Source organism: Nocardia aurantiaca (assembly GCF_009708175.1).
GTDB lineage: Bacteria > Actinomycetota > Actinomycetes > Mycobacteriales > Mycobacteriaceae > Nocardia > Nocardia aurantiaca.
The window spans coordinates 1-16,517 of the sequence record NZ_WMBB01000016.1 but is presented as its reverse complement, the minus strand read 5'-3'; the positions used below and the strand labels follow the sequence as shown (position 1 = coordinate 16,517).

At 64.2% G+C, this 16,517-nt stretch carries 12 protein-coding genes and 1 pseudogene; 7 read left to right on the top strand and 6 right to left on the bottom strand.

Annotated elements, in window-relative coordinates:
* The first annotated feature begins 131 nt into the window (after positions 1–131).
* Both GLP40_RS28430 and GLP40_RS28425 read left to right on the top strand, forming a co-directional pair.
* The gene (locus tag GLP40_RS28430) at positions 132–536 is read left to right on the top strand and encodes a hypothetical protein (RefSeq protein ID WP_154791104.1); all 405 of its coding nucleotides are present in this window, start codon (positions 132–134) and stop codon (positions 534–536) included.
* Between the two features lie 588 nt (positions 537–1,124).
* Positions 1,125–1,436: a DUF3303 domain-containing protein gene (locus GLP40_RS28425; protein ID WP_154791103.1), complete on the top strand. Its 312-nt coding sequence runs from the start codon at positions 1,125–1,127 to the stop codon at positions 1,434–1,436.
* Between the two features lie 223 nt (positions 1,437–1,659).
* On the opposite strand, the gene GLP40_RS28420 is transcribed toward GLP40_RS28425, so the two are convergent.
* The 3 genes from GLP40_RS28420 to GLP40_RS28410 form a co-directional block, all read right to left on the bottom strand.
* Complete coding sequence (locus tag GLP40_RS28420; RefSeq protein WP_154791102.1) at positions 1,660–2,790, bottom strand: LLM class flavin-dependent oxidoreductase; 1,131 nt, start codon at positions 2,788–2,790, stop codon at positions 1,660–1,662.
* A 554-nt stretch (positions 2,791–3,344) separates the two neighbouring features.
* Complete coding sequence (locus tag GLP40_RS28415; protein ID WP_230330029.1) at positions 3,345–3,701, bottom strand: BP74-related protein; 357 nt, start codon at positions 3,699–3,701, stop codon at positions 3,345–3,347.
* 150 nt (positions 3,702–3,851) lie between these two features.
* Positions 3,852–4,883 carry a MauE/DoxX family redox-associated membrane protein gene (locus GLP40_RS28410; protein WP_154791101.1) on the bottom strand — a complete coding sequence of 344 codons (1,032 nt, stop codon included), beginning with the start codon at positions 4,881–4,883 and terminating at the stop codon, positions 3,852–3,854.
* A 394-nt stretch (positions 4,884–5,277) separates the two neighbouring features.
* Here GLP40_RS28410 and GLP40_RS28405 point away from each other — a divergent pair, with 394 nt between their 5' ends.
* Positions 5,278–6,048 (top strand): hypothetical protein, encoded by a 771-nt coding sequence (locus GLP40_RS28405; RefSeq protein WP_154791100.1) that lies wholly within the window; start codon positions 5,278–5,280, stop codon positions 6,046–6,048.
* 283 nt (positions 6,049–6,331) lie between these two features.
* Here the strand turns inward: GLP40_RS28405 and GLP40_RS28400 are convergent, their stop codons facing one another.
* Entirely contained in the window at positions 6,332–7,471 is a 1,140-nt protein-coding gene (locus tag GLP40_RS28400; RefSeq protein ID WP_154791099.1) for a hypothetical protein, read from the bottom strand.
* Positions 7,472–7,922: 451 nt separating this feature from the next.
* Here GLP40_RS28400 and GLP40_RS28395 point away from each other — a divergent pair, with 451 nt between their 5' ends.
* Positions 7,923–8,465 (top strand): hypothetical protein, encoded by a 543-nt coding sequence (locus GLP40_RS28395; protein ID WP_154791098.1) that lies wholly within the window; start codon positions 7,923–7,925, stop codon positions 8,463–8,465.
* 918 nt (positions 8,466–9,383) lie between these two features.
* On the opposite strand, the gene GLP40_RS28390 is transcribed toward GLP40_RS28395, so the two are convergent.
* Both GLP40_RS28390 and GLP40_RS28385 read right to left on the bottom strand, forming a co-directional pair.
* Positions 9,384–10,829, bottom strand: coding sequence for an aminotransferase class V-fold PLP-dependent enzyme (locus tag GLP40_RS28390; RefSeq protein WP_230330028.1), 1,446 nt, complete (start codon positions 10,827–10,829; stop codon positions 9,384–9,386).
* Between the two features lie 885 nt (positions 10,830–11,714).
* A complete protein-coding gene (locus GLP40_RS28385) occupies positions 11,715–11,954 on the bottom strand; it encodes a hypothetical protein (protein ID WP_154791097.1) in 240 nt (79 codons plus the stop codon).
* A 1,255-nt stretch (positions 11,955–13,209) separates the two neighbouring features.
* Here GLP40_RS28385 and GLP40_RS28380 point away from each other — a divergent pair.
* The 3 genes and pseudogenes from GLP40_RS28380 (at position 13,210) to GLP40_RS28370 (ending at position 16,306) form a co-directional block, all read left to right on the top strand.
* Positions 13,210–13,653, top strand: a complete 444-nt coding sequence (locus GLP40_RS28380) for a DUF3592 domain-containing protein (protein WP_196054824.1) — start codon at positions 13,210–13,212, stop codon at positions 13,651–13,653.
* Between the two features lie 255 nt (positions 13,654–13,908).
* Positions 13,909–14,861, top strand: a pseudogene (locus GLP40_RS28375) (IS3 family transposase); the annotation flags it as partial.
* Positions 14,862–14,929: 68 nt separating this feature from the next.
* Positions 14,930–16,306, top strand: a complete 1,377-nt coding sequence (locus GLP40_RS28370; protein WP_230330041.1) for an IS30 family transposase — start codon at positions 14,930–14,932, stop codon at positions 16,304–16,306.
* The last annotated feature ends 211 nt before the right edge of the window (positions 16,307–16,517 follow it).

The window sequence follows — 16,517 nt, the reverse complement described above, 5'->3', positions numbered from 1 at the left end:
TGAGAGTGACTCTCTCAATGCGAGCGAGTCTCGCAGAGGCGAGCTGCCGGTGGCAAGCAATTCAATAGAGATCGTTAAGCCGACGGCCGTAATTTTCTCGGTGATCCCACACTCCGAGGGGGTGAAAGGCCATGGCGCTCCGCATATCCGGTCGCGCGATCACCAGCGACAGAACTCCTGAGACCGCATACCTGGTGCCCGGCCCCGGCGGTGGCACCTGGGCGCTGAGCTGGCTGCCCGGCCGCGATCTGACCCGGGAACAGGCCATCGACGGCATGGCGCTCGACGAGATCCTCAGCGACCCCACTCCCGCCGACGGGGAGTTCGCACTCGAAATAGCCGCGCTGCGAGCCGAATCCCTCGGCATGCGGCTCGAGGACGCCGTGGTCCGGCTGTTCGCCCGGATCGTCGAACGCGATCGGCAGCGGCAGGCGGGAACGGATGGGGCAGACCGTCCCCCGGGTGACTCCGCGGGACGGTTCTGCACCCGACGTCCGAAGTCCGTTGGTCCCCATCGTTCTTCCGCGCTACGTTGAGCCTTCGCCCGGAGGGGGAGGCTGAACGTGCGGATGAGGTATCAATCGCGGCCCTGAGTCGTGCACACGAGCGAGCGCTCGGACGGCAATCGCGATCCTGGCGCCTGCCTGCGCGGCGGCCGTGCCGCGTCCGGGCCCGCGAGGTCCAGTGACGAGAAAGGTAGTCACTCTCGAGCCCTCTGGATATGGCGCGCTGTCGCGTATCCGATGTCGACCTTCTGCTTTCCTTGCCTCTATCACCGAATCGCGAAACAGCAGAACGACATTGATCGGCGATCTCGTCATGCGGGGGCGGAGCATACCGAGTGCGAAGGGGCCCGATCGCCCGGGGTCGGGTTTCAGTTGAGCCGCACTCGTCAGCTGAGACCGCCATCGGTGATGTCCGCCGGTAGCGGCGGGGGCGGTCGCTGACAGGCAAGGATTCACACGGCATCGACCGAGATATCGGCGGGGTCGTCGGCAACCGAAAGGGACTTTCGGCTCTCGCCGCGAGTTCGCCCGGCGATCCAGACTTGATCCGGTAAGTGGTCCTGCTCGATGCGATATCCCCGCAACACTATATGTCCGCGGCATCCTCAGGAGGACGAGATGAAGTACGTGGCTTCCTGGCAGTACCAGTGGAACAGCTCCGCAAGCGAGAACGAAGCGAGTATCCAGCGCGCGCTGCAGGCGTACAGCAAGTGGACGCCGGTTGCCGGCTTGACGTACCACCAATTCCTCGGCCGACTCGACAACAGGGGCGGATTCGTGGTCGTCGAGACGGACGATCCGCTCAACCTGCTCGACGCTCCCAGCAAATTCGGATTCTTCTCCGACTATGACATCTACCCCGTGGTCGACATTGTGGAAGCGATACGAGCGAACCAGGAGGGCGTCGAATTCCGGAAGGGCCTGGGCTGATTCCCGCACCCGAGACCGGTGAACGGCAAGGATGCACGTCGGCGCGCGAGGATCACCGACGCGCGACGGCGTGCCATCCGCTCGCCCACACTCGCACCTCGAGCCCGAAACAGGCCGGTACCAAGCAATTACATCAGTCCGCCCGATGTCCGGCGAAGTCGGTCTCTCTTGTAATCACGATCCAGATGGATGACACGAATCGGCTACGGGGTGATGTCGCGGGTCAGCGGCGCAATGAGCGGGCGATGCGTTGAAGGGCCCACGCGGTGTAGGCGAAGTCTCGTCTGGTCACATATGACGACATCGGGGCGAGCGCCACGTGCCGCATTCCGGCGTCACGGAACAGACGCAGGCGTCGAATGATCTGTTCGGGGGTGCCGACGAGATTGCCGGACTCGACTACCTCGGGCGGTACGGCAGCGAGGGCGGATTCGAGGGTGGCGCGGTCGTAGCTCTCGGGAAGGACGTCGCCGAAGCCGCGGAATGCCGACCCGAAGGGGTGCTCGGCTCCGAGTTGCTGCCAGCGGGCCGCGGGGAACATCAACGCCCAGTAGCGTGCGATCTTGCTGTTGAGTAGGGCGCGTGCCTTGCGCTCGCTGGAAGCCACGAAGATCTGGGCCATCAGGGAGGCGGTGATGCCGTCGGGGTCACGTCCGGCATGTACCGCCGCTGAACGAATCTGGGCGAGCTTGTCGGCGTATTGCTCGGGGTCGCTGAGCACAATCGACCAGGGCAGCCAGCCGTCGCCGTAGCGGCCGGTGAGCTCGAGCATGCGAGGGCCGTGCGCGGCGACCCAGATCTGGGGAATACGCCCCGGTGGTGGTCGCAGACCCAGCACGGCGCGATGGAGTCGGAAGTACTTGCCGTCGAAGTCGATCGGACCGTGCGAGGTCACGCAGAGGCGCATGATCTCGAGCGCCTCAGCCGCGCGGGCGACACGGTATTCGGTTGGCAGGCCGTAGGGCTCGAGGTTGAGGATTTCCCCGGCGCCGAAGCCGATGATCGGCGCCCGCTTGGCCACATGCGCCAGGGTGAGTGCGGCCTGCGCGATCATTACCGGGTGGCGGCGGACCGACTCGGTGACGCCGACGCCGAGGTGCATGCGCCCGACTTTGGAAGCCAGGCCGCTGAGCAGGGTTTGGTAGTCGTAGAGTTCGTGCGGACTGGGCTGATGCTTGTGCAGCCAGGTGAAGTCCCCGTCCCACAGACAGGCCGGATAGAACTCCTGCACGTGGTCATACACGAACAGCGAATCGAGCCGACCCAGCCGTATCAACAGCGCGGCGGCGCGAACGCCGGTCATCGGCGGATAAGGAAATATGTACGTGCCGGTACGCACCGATACAGCGGTCATGCCACGTCCTCCTTCTGCGTGCCTCTGCGACGTTCTCCTCACGAATCAGGAAGGAGTCGCTGTAGCCGGAATCCGGATGCGTTCCCGCGTATTCGACCGCTACCGGATGTGGATTTCGCGCCGCGGACGGCAGGACCGACACACAACGTCATGCCCGCCGCTCATGGCCGCGACTGCCCCACAGCGCTTTTCGTGCCGCCTCGCGGTCGGCCGATCTGGACGACGATGTATCGGCATCGGCCGGTTCGTGGGTTTCTTCGTACATCTCGCGACGGCTCGATCGCCGAGGCGCGCAACGATTCGGCGTGCTGTGAGATCGGGGTTGTGGGGTGCGGCGACGCTACCCGCACCTGAAGACCCATCCGTCGAAATTCGGTGCGGTGGAGAGGCATACGTTGACGTGCGAGTGCACGGCTGGCGGCGGGGCCTGGAGATGGTCCGCTGCAAGACCTCCGGAGTGGCTACGAGCTTCGCTCGCGAAAGTTGTTGGACTGCCACGGGAGTCATGAGCCGATTCGGCCGGTACCGCTGGGGTACCGGCCGAATCGTGCGTGTCAGGCGCGCACCGCCTCCCTTTCGCTGATCTCCCGCGTCAGCTTCGACGACCAGGGACACCAGAAACAACCGGGCAGGAAGGCCCCGCAGACCTCGTCGAGGTGGTCCTCGGTGTAGGCGATGCTGGAGTCGCACACCTCGATCGCCATGGTGAAGAACGTGATGGTGTCCGGATCGAGATGAAAGTTCCAGCCGGGGTTGTACTGCACCGGCTGCTTCCTGATTCGGCCCATGACGTGCACGGACATCGTTTCCTCGCCGGACAGGATGCGGCGCGCCTCATCGATGCGCTGCTCATTGTCGACCTTGAAGACGAATTCCTTGCCGGAGTAGTCGGTGAAAGCGAAGTAGGCCACGTTGATCCCCTAACTCGATGGTCGGGTGAACGAACTACTTGCCCTTCAATGGTAAGGCGTCATGCCCCGTTGTGGTAAAGATGTTGCGCTGCAAGGGAATTTGAAATCATGTCCGGTTTCGGGAGACATTGCGGTACGCGATTGCGCGGATCAGCGTGCGTCCAGTACCCGTTGCCCGTTTCGGTCCGATGGTTGCTGAGGTGTACCTATCTTGGCTCGCGTCAGCACATCCCGGATCGCCATTGCGCCCCGCGCTACCGGGGCAGCCACCCGTCCGTCGGCATCGATCAGCACCGCGGATGGGGTGCCGCGCACCCGGTACCGCAATGCCGCCTCGTTCCCCTGCTGGACCAGCACCGGGATCTCGCCCAGCCCGTGTTCGCGCCCCCAGCGCAGGTGCTCGGCGACATCGCCGTTGCCGACCACCGCGATGGTGAGCGTCCGCTCGGTCCGAGCCTGCCAGCGCGGCAGCTCCCGAGCCAGGGCGGCACACATCTCACAGGCCGGGTGCACGAACACCAGCAACACCGCGCGGCCGAAACCGAGCAGCGTTTCCAGCGTGGTGCGACCTCCCGCCGCATTCAGCAGTTCGAACTCCGGCGCCACCGCACCCGGCGGCAGGCCCTCGGCGCCGAGCGTGGACAACGCCAGCTCGTCGATACGGCGGCGCAGCGCGCCGACCTCACCCAGCAGCCGGGTCAGGATCGCGAGGACCACGATCAGCGCGGCGGTTCCGATCGAGCGGTCGACCGAGAGGGCGCCCGGCAGTCCGGGATACCGCACCGAACCCCAGCACACCGCGAGTGCGAGCAGAATCAGCACGACATTGCGGATCAGGGTGCGGGGGCCGATCGGTTGCGTGCTCAGGGCGCCGAAACACGAGCAGACCGGACGTTGTCCCCGATGCAACAGCCGTGCTACCGCGGCGGTGAACACCGCGAGCAGCAACACTGCGGCGGCCGCGGAAATCACCGCCGTCCAAGGCGGCAGCACCGCGACCGCGATCACCGCCTCCGGCACGGGCAGTGCGATCGCCACCAGCGGCGTCCAGCGGAGCGGCACGCCGAAGTCTTGCACCGCCTGTCTGGTCGCGAGCGGATCGGTCCATTTGCCCCAGGCCGACAACGCGAAAACCGCCGCCAGTGCCAACCGTGCCACCCACACCCCGGATTCGATCAGCATGTCCGCACCATTGCATATCGCTCTGAGCGCCGAGAGCCGATTCCGGTAGTCCAGCGGTCGGCGCGGCGGGTCGCGATGGCGAGCTGAGGGTCTCGGTCCGCACCGGCGAGGGTCACCCGCCCGGGCCTGCGTCAAGCTGGATGTGTCAGCGGCCAGGGACACCCCTACAAGGAGAGCGGCAGGACAGCAAACACAGTGGACTTACGACCGACAACCTCCACATCGCGCGCTTATCACCGCTGTTTGATGCAACCTATGGTCAAATGTCATGCGAACGCCATACCTATCCGCATGGCACAGTTACTCGACAGTTATCACACTTGACGCGCCATGCGTCCGATGATCGATGGCCAGGGCAGCTGTTCCAAGTCGAATCCAGCGAGAGGGTGGTCGCATGACTCGTCGGTATAGGGAATCCAAGACCAGCGCGTCGCGACGCGCCCTACTGCCGATCGTCGGCGCGATACCGCTGGCCGTCGCGGTGACCTGCTTCAGCGCCACGGGCGACGCCGCGGCGCGACCCAGCGTCCCGGCTCCCGCGCCCTTCGAACAGCTCTGGATCGCATCGGGCGGCATGCCCGGTGGCGACTCCATGGTCCACGGGGCCTCCCAGATGATTCCGCATGCGGAGGTCACGCGGGCGATCAACTCGCAGAACCTGTACGCGCCCGAGCCCTCGGAGGTCGGTGCGTTCAGCATTCCGGCGCCGGAGAGTGTCCCCGACATCGTGCTCGATCAGGCGAAAGACGCCGCAGCCGCAACCAATGCCTCCATCGGCAGCGGGCTGCACTCGGTCGATGACAACTACTCGGACAGGGTCACCCGGATGACGGTGGATGGCGGCAACACCGGTCTCGTCATCGGCGCGGCCGTCGGCGCTATACCGGGCGCGGTGGTCGGGGCCGTGCCGGGAGCGATTATCGGGGGGGTCATCGGTGCGATCGTGGGCGGCATCGGGGGCGGCCTCGTCATGGCGGTTCCGACCCTGGGGGTGGGCGCGCCCTTGGGAGCCGCAGGCGGCGCCCTCGCGGGGGCCGGCGTCGGTGCTGTGGTAGGCGGTGTGCTCGGTGGTGCAGTGACCGCTATTCCCTGTGGGCTCATCGGCGGAGCCGTCGGTTACGCGCTCGGCGCAGCCACCGGGCTCGGCAACGGTATGCAGAACTGAGAGAACCAAGACGGTGGCTCCACGCAACGACAGAACCCCGCGGACCATTTTCCGCGGGGTTCTCAGGGTCACCGCTCGTCCTCGAAGTTCCCTGATAACCAAGAAACGAACCGCTCGCGCCGGACGGCGTCGTCACAGCTCGACATCCCATTCCTCATAGTGAGATACCTCGAAGTGACCGACTGGACCATACCGGGTGCAGGCATAGCGGTCCCCCTGTCCCCACAGTTGACGTCTTTCGTCTTACCCGCGCATTCACACCATCCTCCCGGAACGGGTAATTCTAAACCCGATGAGCTGCGCCCCGGTTGTTCAGCATCTTCACCCAACTCAGATAGTCGCGCGCTTGGATCAGCACCTGCTCGTTGGTGAAGGCGTTTGGAACATCTGCGGGCTTCGCGTCGGGAAATTCGGCGTGACTCCGGTTCATCAAATCGGCGTGAGCCCTCGAGAAAACATTCCGCGCCTCGTCAGTGCAAAGAAAAGAAGTAACCGAACCACTGGTGATTCTGATATCCTGGCCGGTTATCCGGTCGACTCCTTCATAGAATGGCTCGTATTTCACATTGCGAGAGAACTCTTCACTCAACCTGTTCAGGTCGTTGAAATATTGAAAGCCGAATTCATCGCCACGAATCGGACGCGGAGAAACGAAGCCCGCGCCCTGTCCAGCTGTTGCCTTCCGCATCATGTTCCCGATCAAGAATTGACCTTGATCCCACTGTAGGTATACGACATCCTTCACGCTTGCGAGGCACATGATGCCGGAGCATTGGGCGCAAGATTCGAGTGACGTATAGATAGTCACGTCCTTGAGAAGTGTCGAATACTCCTGTGGCGCCTGCGGGACTGCATCATTCTGGATCATGGGATAACTGCCTGTGCGCAACGGCACCGAGCGGTCGGAGGCCGCGGTGGCGAAGACGCTGCGGCGCTGACGGGGACGCTCGGCATGAAGGATCTCCGCCCTGAGCGCGGGCGCCTCGCGCTCCAACGCGTACCAGGGGTCATATATCTGATTCAGGGCAAATAATCGACGTACCAATCGAGATTCCGCATGCTCGACCGTGCTGTCGAACACAGCGTTATGGTTGAAGTCGAAGTCGATTACTCGCCCCTCCCGATCCACCGCGAGCGCCGCGATGTTGTGACCGAGGTACGTCCCGCCCTCGTAGATGGACACACCCTCGCCGTCGCACTTGCCGATCAACTGACCGGATCGCCAATTTCCATAGTCCCCGAGCGGGCCGTACTTATTGCCGTTCCACTTGTCGTATATCAGCCCGAATAGAAGCTCGGAAAATATGCTGTGGCGCTCTTTCTCCCATGGTTCGAAATCGTTACACTCCATCTGCGCGAACTGTGCGACTGGTGAGTTCCAGTACCTTTGCAGCCCGGGCGGGACAGGCCGATCAATGGTCATGCGCAGCCTTTCTGGTAAGCATCCCGAGTCTACTGTCCCTCAAATCGCACATTCGGGAACGGCGCAACGCGCAGTCTCAAAGCTCGCCGCAGATTGCCTGCACGCGTCGGACAGCCCCCGCCAGGTGAGCCCTCGGCGGACCTCCATCATCCTGACCTACAGCCTCCGAATTACCTGACAGCGAAACGCTATACGTTCCTGACCGTGCGCTGCGAAGACAGCGCGCCGCGCCGGATCGACCCGCGTCGTTACCCACCGCGCTGTGGATGGCGGGTTAACGTGATTGCCTCTGGTCTGCTGTTCCGCCTCCCGGCAATCCTCATCCGGCGCAGTCGACAACGAGGATTCCGAGCAGACCGACGGATATGTGGAACGTTCTTCGGCATATACCGGTGCGTCAGCGCTGCACCGAACCCGACCGAATGTATTTTCCCGGTGGAAAGGACATGCTTTGTCTACGAGTCACCGCCTGGCCGCTACTGTCGCTGTTTTCGGCGTGCTGCTCGCCACGCCCCCGCTGATCACCCAGGGTGCGGCACTGCCCATTCCGGTGCCGCAGGCGACGATGAACTGTCAGGAGTCGGGGTCGGTGTCGTGGGCTGCCCCTGGAATAGGCAACGTGCCCGCGACCATCGAGTGGAATGCCGGGATCGACTTCACCAATTGCACCGGACCGGCCGTCGATCAAGGACATCCGACCCCGGTCCACCTGAGTGAACACGGAACCGAACTCGTATCCTGCGACGGCGACGTGTCAGGGCACTCCGGCACCGGCGAAATCACCTGGTCGGACGGTTCCGCCAGCGAGATGTCCGCCGGCGTGAACGTGCAGAGCAAATCCGCCGGCGGAGGTCACGGCGCCTTCCCGATCACCATTCTCACGGGCAACTACGCCGGTCATGCGGCCACGGACGACGACACCGTGACCCCATCCGGCCAATCCTGTCCGGGTGTCACCAAGGCCACGCTGACCGGCACGCTGTCCATATTCTGATCGGACCCGCTCAACCTCGGTATGAGCAACAATTCGCACAGACCGATACGTGAGCCTGTGTGGCTGGCCCACCCCGGGATGCTGCCGAAGACCATGACGGGGTTGTGGTCCCGTGGCAGCGCATCGCTCGTGGGTGGAGGCAGCCACCCAATCACCGTGGGCGAGGCCGAGCACGACAGGTTCTTCGGCATCCAACGCGTATCACGCGATCCCGCCTCACTGTGGTCGACGGCGTTGAGGCGGAGCCTGCCTCAGCTCACCTCCCGGCTGGCTGCGCAGATCCCGCCCCGGCACGAACCGAACCTTCTCGCTGGATTGTCCGCCGCAGTGCCCCCGGAGGTCTTCCGATCGCTGACGCAGATGCCGACCGTGCGGGCCGACACCCCGTGGACGCCGCTGGACTGGTGGGTGCAGGGACACCGCCTCTTCGCGGTCTTGACCCAGATGGCGACGGTGGCCCTGCACCACGCCTGCCGACACGGACAGTGGGGTGTCCCGAGTGCCGCCACAGCGGGCCTCGATACCGCCGCGGCCCTGTTCCGTTCCAGCGCAGCGGCGTTGCGCATCACCGCGAACTTCAACGCGACGGTCTACCGGGAGCAGATACGCCCGCTCATGGCGCCGCCCCATGCCTCGGCAGGGTTCAGCGGACTGTTATCGGTCGATCATCGCGCGTTGGTCGCGGCGCTCCGGCAATGTCGGCATGACCTGGGCAGTCCTTCGGTGTACCACGGGGTCGAACGCCTGCATGCCGCACTCGCCGCGGCATACGCGGCGCACGAAGGCGTATGCGAACGCTTCGTCGGCGACACCGCACCCAGCCTCCGCACGGTGGCGAGCCCCCGCCGGTCTTCCGCGGTGATCGTGTTGCACGAACTCGGACAACGGCGGATCGGGCTGCTCGCGGCACGTGCACCCTCACCCGCAAACGGCGGCGAGCCGGCTGATCTGATCCCAGGCGGCGGCGACATGCTCGAGTCTGGTGGCCGTGCCGCCGATCGCCAGACGAAGCGTGAACGCGCCGTGAATCACGGTGTGGGACAGATAGACTCGACCGGATGCGTTCAGCGCTTCGAGCAACCGCCGATTGATTTCATCCGCCCCTCGAAGCCGAAAACAGACCAGTGACAGCGGATGCGGGGCCATCAGTTCGAATCGTTCGTCCGCACCCACCCATGCGGCGAATCGCTGTGCCAGCGCGACACTGTGCCGCAGATGCGTCCGCAAACCCTCGACCCCGTAGCAGCGGATGACCGCCCAGAGCTTGAGCGCCCGGAACCGCCGCCCCAAAGGCACCTGCCAGTCCCGATAGTCGACCACCGCACCCGAGTCCGTCGCGGGATTGCGCAAAAACTCCGGCAGCACCGACAACGCTCCCACCAGTGACTCCCGGTCGGCGACATAGCAAGCGTCGCAGTCGAATGCGGTGAGCATCCACTTGTGCGGGTTGGTCGAGTAGGAGTCGGCGTAGGCGGCCACTCCCTGATGGATCCACCGAAACTCCGGGCACATCGCGGCCACCCCGGCGTAGGCCGCGTCCACATGCAGCCACACCTCTGATTCCCGGCATATCCGGCCGATCGATTCGACCGGATCGACCGCACCCGTGGAGGTGGTACCCACCGTGGCCATCACCATGACCGGGACGATGCCCTGCGCCACATCCTTTTTCATCACCGCCCGCAGCGCGTCCGGATCCATCGACAGATCCGAGCGCGTTTCGATGAACCGTATCGACGACGCGCCGAGACCACTGATCCGCACGCCTTTCTCCAGCGCGGAGTTCGTCTGCGTCGAGGTGTACACGGCATAGCGACCCCGCTCGATACCCTCGCGGGCTACCTGACCGTCCGAGATCCGATGCAGCGCAGCCACCAGCGCCACGAGTATCGCGCTGGATGCCGTGTCCTGGATGACGCCGCCTCCGGTGCCCGCGAAGGTGAACTTCTCGGGCAAGGCCAACATCGCGGCCAGCCAATCGAGTACATGCTGCTCCAACTCGGTGCACGCCGGACTGGTCTGCCACAACATCCCCTGCACGCCCAGCCCGGACGCGAGCAGTTCCGCGAGTACCGCCGGGCCCGACGTGCTGGTCGGAAAGTAGGCGAAGAATCCAGGATGCTGCCAATGCGTCAGTCCCGGAACCACAATCGTGTCGAGATCCGCCAGTACAGCGTCGAAGGGCTCACCCACGTACGGCGGTGCGGGCGGCAGCTGCTCGCGCACCCACCCCGGTTGCACCTGGGACCGCACCGGCAACGATTCCACCCGCCCCCAGTAATCCGCGATCCAATCCACCGCGGCCCTCCCGTGACGACGAAACTCCTCGGCGGTCATGTGATGGGGCACAGGTGTCTCGGCCATCGGCGGTCGGGATCACGGCGCTCGAGAGGCCCGCTCCCCCGTACTCCTTCTTGTCGTAGGTGCGCTGACGCGATGGGCACTTACCGAAAGTGAACGAACACGAGATATGAAGCGGTCGAGCAGCAGAGGCGATCTTATCCGTTCGTGGAATCGAGCGACCCGGAGGCCCATATCATCGCGGACCTCCCGAAGCGGCGTGCGTCAGGTGCGCGGCAACTCCGCAGAGGCGGGCCGGGACCGCGTTGCGCGCGGGCCGTGCGGCGGTCTACCTGCCGACCTTCCGAGCGGTCGTGCTGGCCGGTTCGGTCAGCGCGATCACCGACAAGACAGTGCGTTGTCAACTGTGCAAGGGCAACAAGATCAACCGGCAGGAACCCGCACTATCGCGGGGGAGTTGGCAAAATATGCCGTTCGGCGGCGGATAGTGCGGGGCACAGCCGGTAATCGTCGGCAACTCGGCCGAAGAGGATGTCCTGGGCCGCAGTCGGTCTTGCTGCCGGCTGCACCGCGCTGGCCGATTCGGACACCGGAGGCAATTGAGGATGTTCGCTCCGTTGGTCGCGGTCGCCACTGCCGCTGAACACAGAGAAACTGGCTCAATTATGGTCTACCACTGTAGTTTCGAGGACATAAGTTGGTGGAATTGAGGGTCGCAGCGCACACCGGCCAAGCAGAGCCTGTGGCGAAAAGCTCTTGAAAAACCTGTATCTCGGGGCCTGAGACCGATATGGCACGAAAGTCAGCGCTCATGTCATCGACCGTATCGCCGCAGAACGCGCACTCGTAGGACCGCAGCCGCTTACCCTCGCCCTGATATCGCTCATCGGCAATCGAGTGCGCTCTCGGTGACTTTCATCGGGATCGAAAGGAACGTACAGCGGCGGGTCAAGCGTTGTCGCCCGGTGCGCGGCGTCCGAGGAGGAAGTAGGCGACGGGGAGGGCGCCTATCGAGTTCACCAGCACGATCGAGGTTGCCCATACGCGTTTGGAGCCGCGGATCTGCTCGGGCGGCCGTTGGAGCAGATCCAGCAGGGCCGCGATCTTCGCGATGCCGTCGATCACGCCCGCGCCCACGATCAGCCTGCGAGTGCGCACGTTCAGATCATTCCACTTCTTTCGGACCATCTCCGATTCTCCTTTTCGGCTCGAGGTGTCGATTTGCATGCAGAGGATCACTGGTCAGCGTGCCGTTCGGAGTGTCTGTGAGGCCGAGCTGGTTTCGGCGTACATCACCCTATGCCACCAAGAGTCCAAGGGGCTGGGGTCGGGCCAGACTACCGCGTTCCGGGCGCGGCCGATGGCGGGCTGGGCGGTGGTGTCACTCATGCGATTCTCCTGATGTGCACGAACATTCCGGAGGTGGCAGCGACTACGCCGGCGCTGCCTGATCCAAGATCGCCCGCCATGCCGGCTCACCACAGGGGCCGAAAGTCAGCTGTCGGGGCCCCGAAAGGCACATCACTGTTGCCATAACCGAGCCGTCGGTCCTGGATGCGGCGCAACCGTTAATGGCCAAAGCAAATCGGGATGAGCCCTTCGACCCTGCCATCCGTGCGGGTTCCGCCGCGTCGGATCGAATTCGAGATTCCGCTGGTGGCGGTCCGCGCGGCTGTCCGAAAGACTCAGCGCGAGAGCCAGAATAGGTACGCCGAATCGGACCGCGCCGAACGCCACACAGGCAACTCCCCTCCATCCGGCAACAGACCGTCGCACTCGAGCTGAATACCGGAGCGCGGTCTCGAGAACTACTGTGCGATGTGTGGACACGCCCCCAGTCGCGGATGGTTCAACTACGGGCAATGCTGTTGACCCGAAGGCGTTTTGGCTGATCTGGATCCTCGGATTCGGCTTGGCCGGGTTCTTCGGTGCGGGCGCTCTCGCATACCTCGGTACCGCGCTCGGCGTGGATTGCGGAGGAGTTACCGATGGCCTGTTCGGGGACGACGAGTGGGACGGCGGATGTCACAACGACTCCTTGTTCCCCGCGGTCGCACTGCTCCCCTTCATCGGCTGGGTATCGGCGATGATTACCTCGCTTGTCGCCTCCCGTAGCGCACTCGATCGGGGCGACAGTACATCGCGGGCCTTATGCCTGGGCGCGGCAGCTTTCACGGCCTGCGTATTCGTGCAGTTCCTCCTACTCGGAGCCGGTGTAGGCCGGCACCTGTAGTTCAGAGCAAGCGGCTCCCGACTGCCGCTCTGAGACCCTCGAGGAGGACTACTCCGCTCCTGGGCGCCCTGGGGGACAGAGGTGTTGTCCAGCATACGATCCGATAGCATAGGGTTCACTGTGTTTGCGGCAGAGGCGCTTTGGGGGCGGTAGTGGGTTACTGGGGTCGGTGTTTTGTTCCTTCTCACGATCGGGCTGGGTAGTTTGCCTTTGAGCACCAAAGCCGCTCGAACCGGTTTGCGCTTTGCTCGTGATGGCATCGTGGTTCCTGGCCGGGTCGTCGACATCGAGCGGAGTCGGCGAACAGTCGTCGATGACGAAGGCTCGGACACGATCGAGGAACGGTCGACTCCTGTCGTGACGTATCGCACCGCCGATGGACGTGAAATGCGAGAGTCGGCCATCGTCGCGGTAGTTCGCACGGTAGCTACTCGTCAGAATGGCGAGTTCGTCGCCAATTCCCAGCGCGGGCAGTGGCAGGGCAGGTCGTGGGAATTGGGTGAAGTCGTGCAGGTCAGATATCTTTCCAGCGAGCCCGAGCGATTCCGTGTCGAAGGCAGACCAAACGGCCACCTTCTCTGGTTCCTACCGCTGTCGGTGAGCATCCTGTGCACGGCGATTGGGCTTGCGCTCCTCGTCGTCGGGCTCATCTGACGCCGCGACGGTGCCACGATACGACTGCGAAGTTCGAACGCGCGGCGCACTCAATTCGGCAGTTGCGGACGTTCCGCGGGCCTTGGATCGGCACGGCCAGTAGATCTTCCGATGCCCCGCGCTGGCCGGTTCGGTCAGCGCGGTACGCGGTACGCGGTACGCGGTATGAGCGGATAGTCGCGGCTATTTGCCTTGGTCCGGTGAATCGTCCCGGGTTTGGTGCTCACCTTCTTTCTTGGGAAGGATGGGCTCATCATGCCTGCGAAGTACGACGAAGCGACCAAGGCGAAGGCGATCCGGCTGGTCGTCGATCACCGTGACGACTACGACAGTGAGTGGGCCGCGATCAAAGCGGTCTCGGCGCGGCTGGGAATGACCGCGGAGACGCTGCGTAAGTGGGTGCGCCAGGTCGAGATCGACACCGGTGAGGTCGAGGGGGTCACGACCGAGACCGCGCGGCTATTGCGGGAGAAGGACCGCAAGATCGCCGAGTTGGAGCAGACAGTCGAAATTCTCAAGGCCGCAACAAGTTTCTTCGCGCGGGCGAGCGACCCGCGACACCGGTAATCTGCGCGTTCATCGCCGAGCATCGTGCTCGGTTCGGGGTCGCTCCGATCTGCCGTGCGCTGACCGCGCACGGCTGCAAGATCGCCCCGAGAACCTTCCACGCCTGGGCGAAGCGGGCGCCGTCGAAACGGGCGCTGTGGGACACCACGGTCACCGAGATCCTGGCCGGCTACTACGAACCCGACGAAAAGGGCCGGCGCGCACCGGAGTCGCTCTACGGGGCCGAGAAGATGTGGGCGCACCTGCAACACCAGAAGATCCCGGTCGCCCGCTGCACGGTGGAGCGGCTCATGCGGGCCAACGGCTGGAAAGGGGTGGTGCGGCGCAAGAAGATCCGCACCACCGAAGCGGATCCGGCTGCCTCGCGGGCACCGGACCTCGTCGATCGCCAGTTCCGGGTGCCTGCCCCGAACATGCTGCTGGTCGCCGATTTCACTTATGTCCGACTGATCACGGGCGTGTTCGTCTACACCGCGTTCGTGATCGACGCCTATGCCGGGCGAATCCTGGGCTGGGAATGCTCGACCAGCAAACAGGCCGCGTTCGTCAACTCCGCGATCCGCCAGGCGGCGGCATTGCGGGCCAGGGAAGGACATCCATTGGAGGGCAACACGATTCATCATTCAGATGCCGGGTCGCAACTCAGGTTCAACCGGTGGATGCAACACCCGAGGTCATGGAGGGTGTTATGGGTCGGCCGTCGGAGTGGATGCGCGAAGTCACCGGACGAGCGCCGATGAGGTCGCCAGGGGCTCCCGGGCACCAGCGCTCGGTGGAGCGGCTGTTCTGGGACCGGATCGACGATGGCATGCTTCCGACGGAAGCCGGTGTCGCGGTTGGTGTTTCACCGGTCGCGGGGTCTCGCTGGTTCCGGGAAGCTGGCGGGATGTCACCGTATTCCTGGAGCCGGCCGGGCGGCCGTTACCTGTCGTTCGCAGAGCGTGAGGAGATCGCGCTACTCAGGGTGCAGGGCAAGGGAGTACGGCAGATCGCCCAGGCGCTGGGCCGCAGCCCGTCGACCATCTCGCGTGAGTTGCGGCGAAACGCCGCGACCCGCAGTGGCAAGCTCGACTACCGTGCCTCGGTTGCTCAGTGGAAGGCCGAGTTGTTCGCCAGACGCCCGAAGAAGTCGAAACTCCTGGAGAATCAACAACTTCGGACCTATGTTCAACAGCGACTGTCGGGACGGATCGCCGACGCGAGCGGCAGGGTCGCCGTCGGCCCGGCGACAGGAGCATGGACCGGCCGCAACAAGCCGCACCGCTCGGACCGGCAATGGACGCAAGCGTGGAGTCCTGAGCAGATCTCGCGGCGGCTGAGGATCGACTTCCCCGACGATGAGTCCATGAGGATCAGTCATGAAGCGATCTATCAGGCTCTTTACATCGACGGCCGCGGTGTCCTCGATCGTGAACTGATTTTGAATCTGCGGACCGGTCGGTCATTGCGCATGCCGCGGGCCCGCGCCAAGCGGGTGGCCTGGGCGCATGTCACGCCCGAGGTGCTGATCAGCAAGCGGCCGGCCGAGGCCGAGGACCGCGCGAATCCGGGCCACTGGGAGGGCGACCTGCTCATCGGCACCGAGCGCTCCGCGATCGGAACCCTCGTCGACCGGTCCACTCGATTCACCGTCCTCGTTCACCTGCCCCGCGAAGACGGATGGGGGAAAGCGGCGCCGATCAAGAACGGCACCGCGCTCAGCGGCTACGGGTCGTTGTCGATGAACAAGGCGCTCGCGGCGGCGTTGAAGAAGGTCCCCGAGTCGATGCGCAAGACCCTGACCTGGGACCGGGGAAAGGAACTGTCGGCCCACCTGGCGCTGACGTCGAAGACCGGTGTCGCGGTGTTCTTCGCTGACCCGCATAGCCCTTGGCAGCGCGGAACCAATGAGAACACGAATGGTCTTCTGCGGCAGTATTTTCCGAAGGGAACAGACCTATCTCGCTGGACTGCGAGAGATCTCGCGGCAGTCGCGCACACGCTCAACACGCGACCACGAAAGGTTCTCGGCTGGCGCACTCCGGCCGAAGCGATGGACCATCACCTACAATCGCTCGAACGTAAATGTGTTGCGACAACCAGTTGAATCCGCCCAATACACGTCGCTGCGGCTCGGGGAAACGCTGCTGCTCTCGGGCATGGTTCCCTCGATCGGATCGGTGGGCGATGCCTACGAGGTGAGTCGGCGGCGGGAATCTCACCCGCCGCCGCTCTCAGAACCGTGCTTAACAGTCTCCCGTTACACGGCTCCCGCTGTTGAACCGGTAGGCAATGCACCGTGTTTCCAGTGCGCGAAC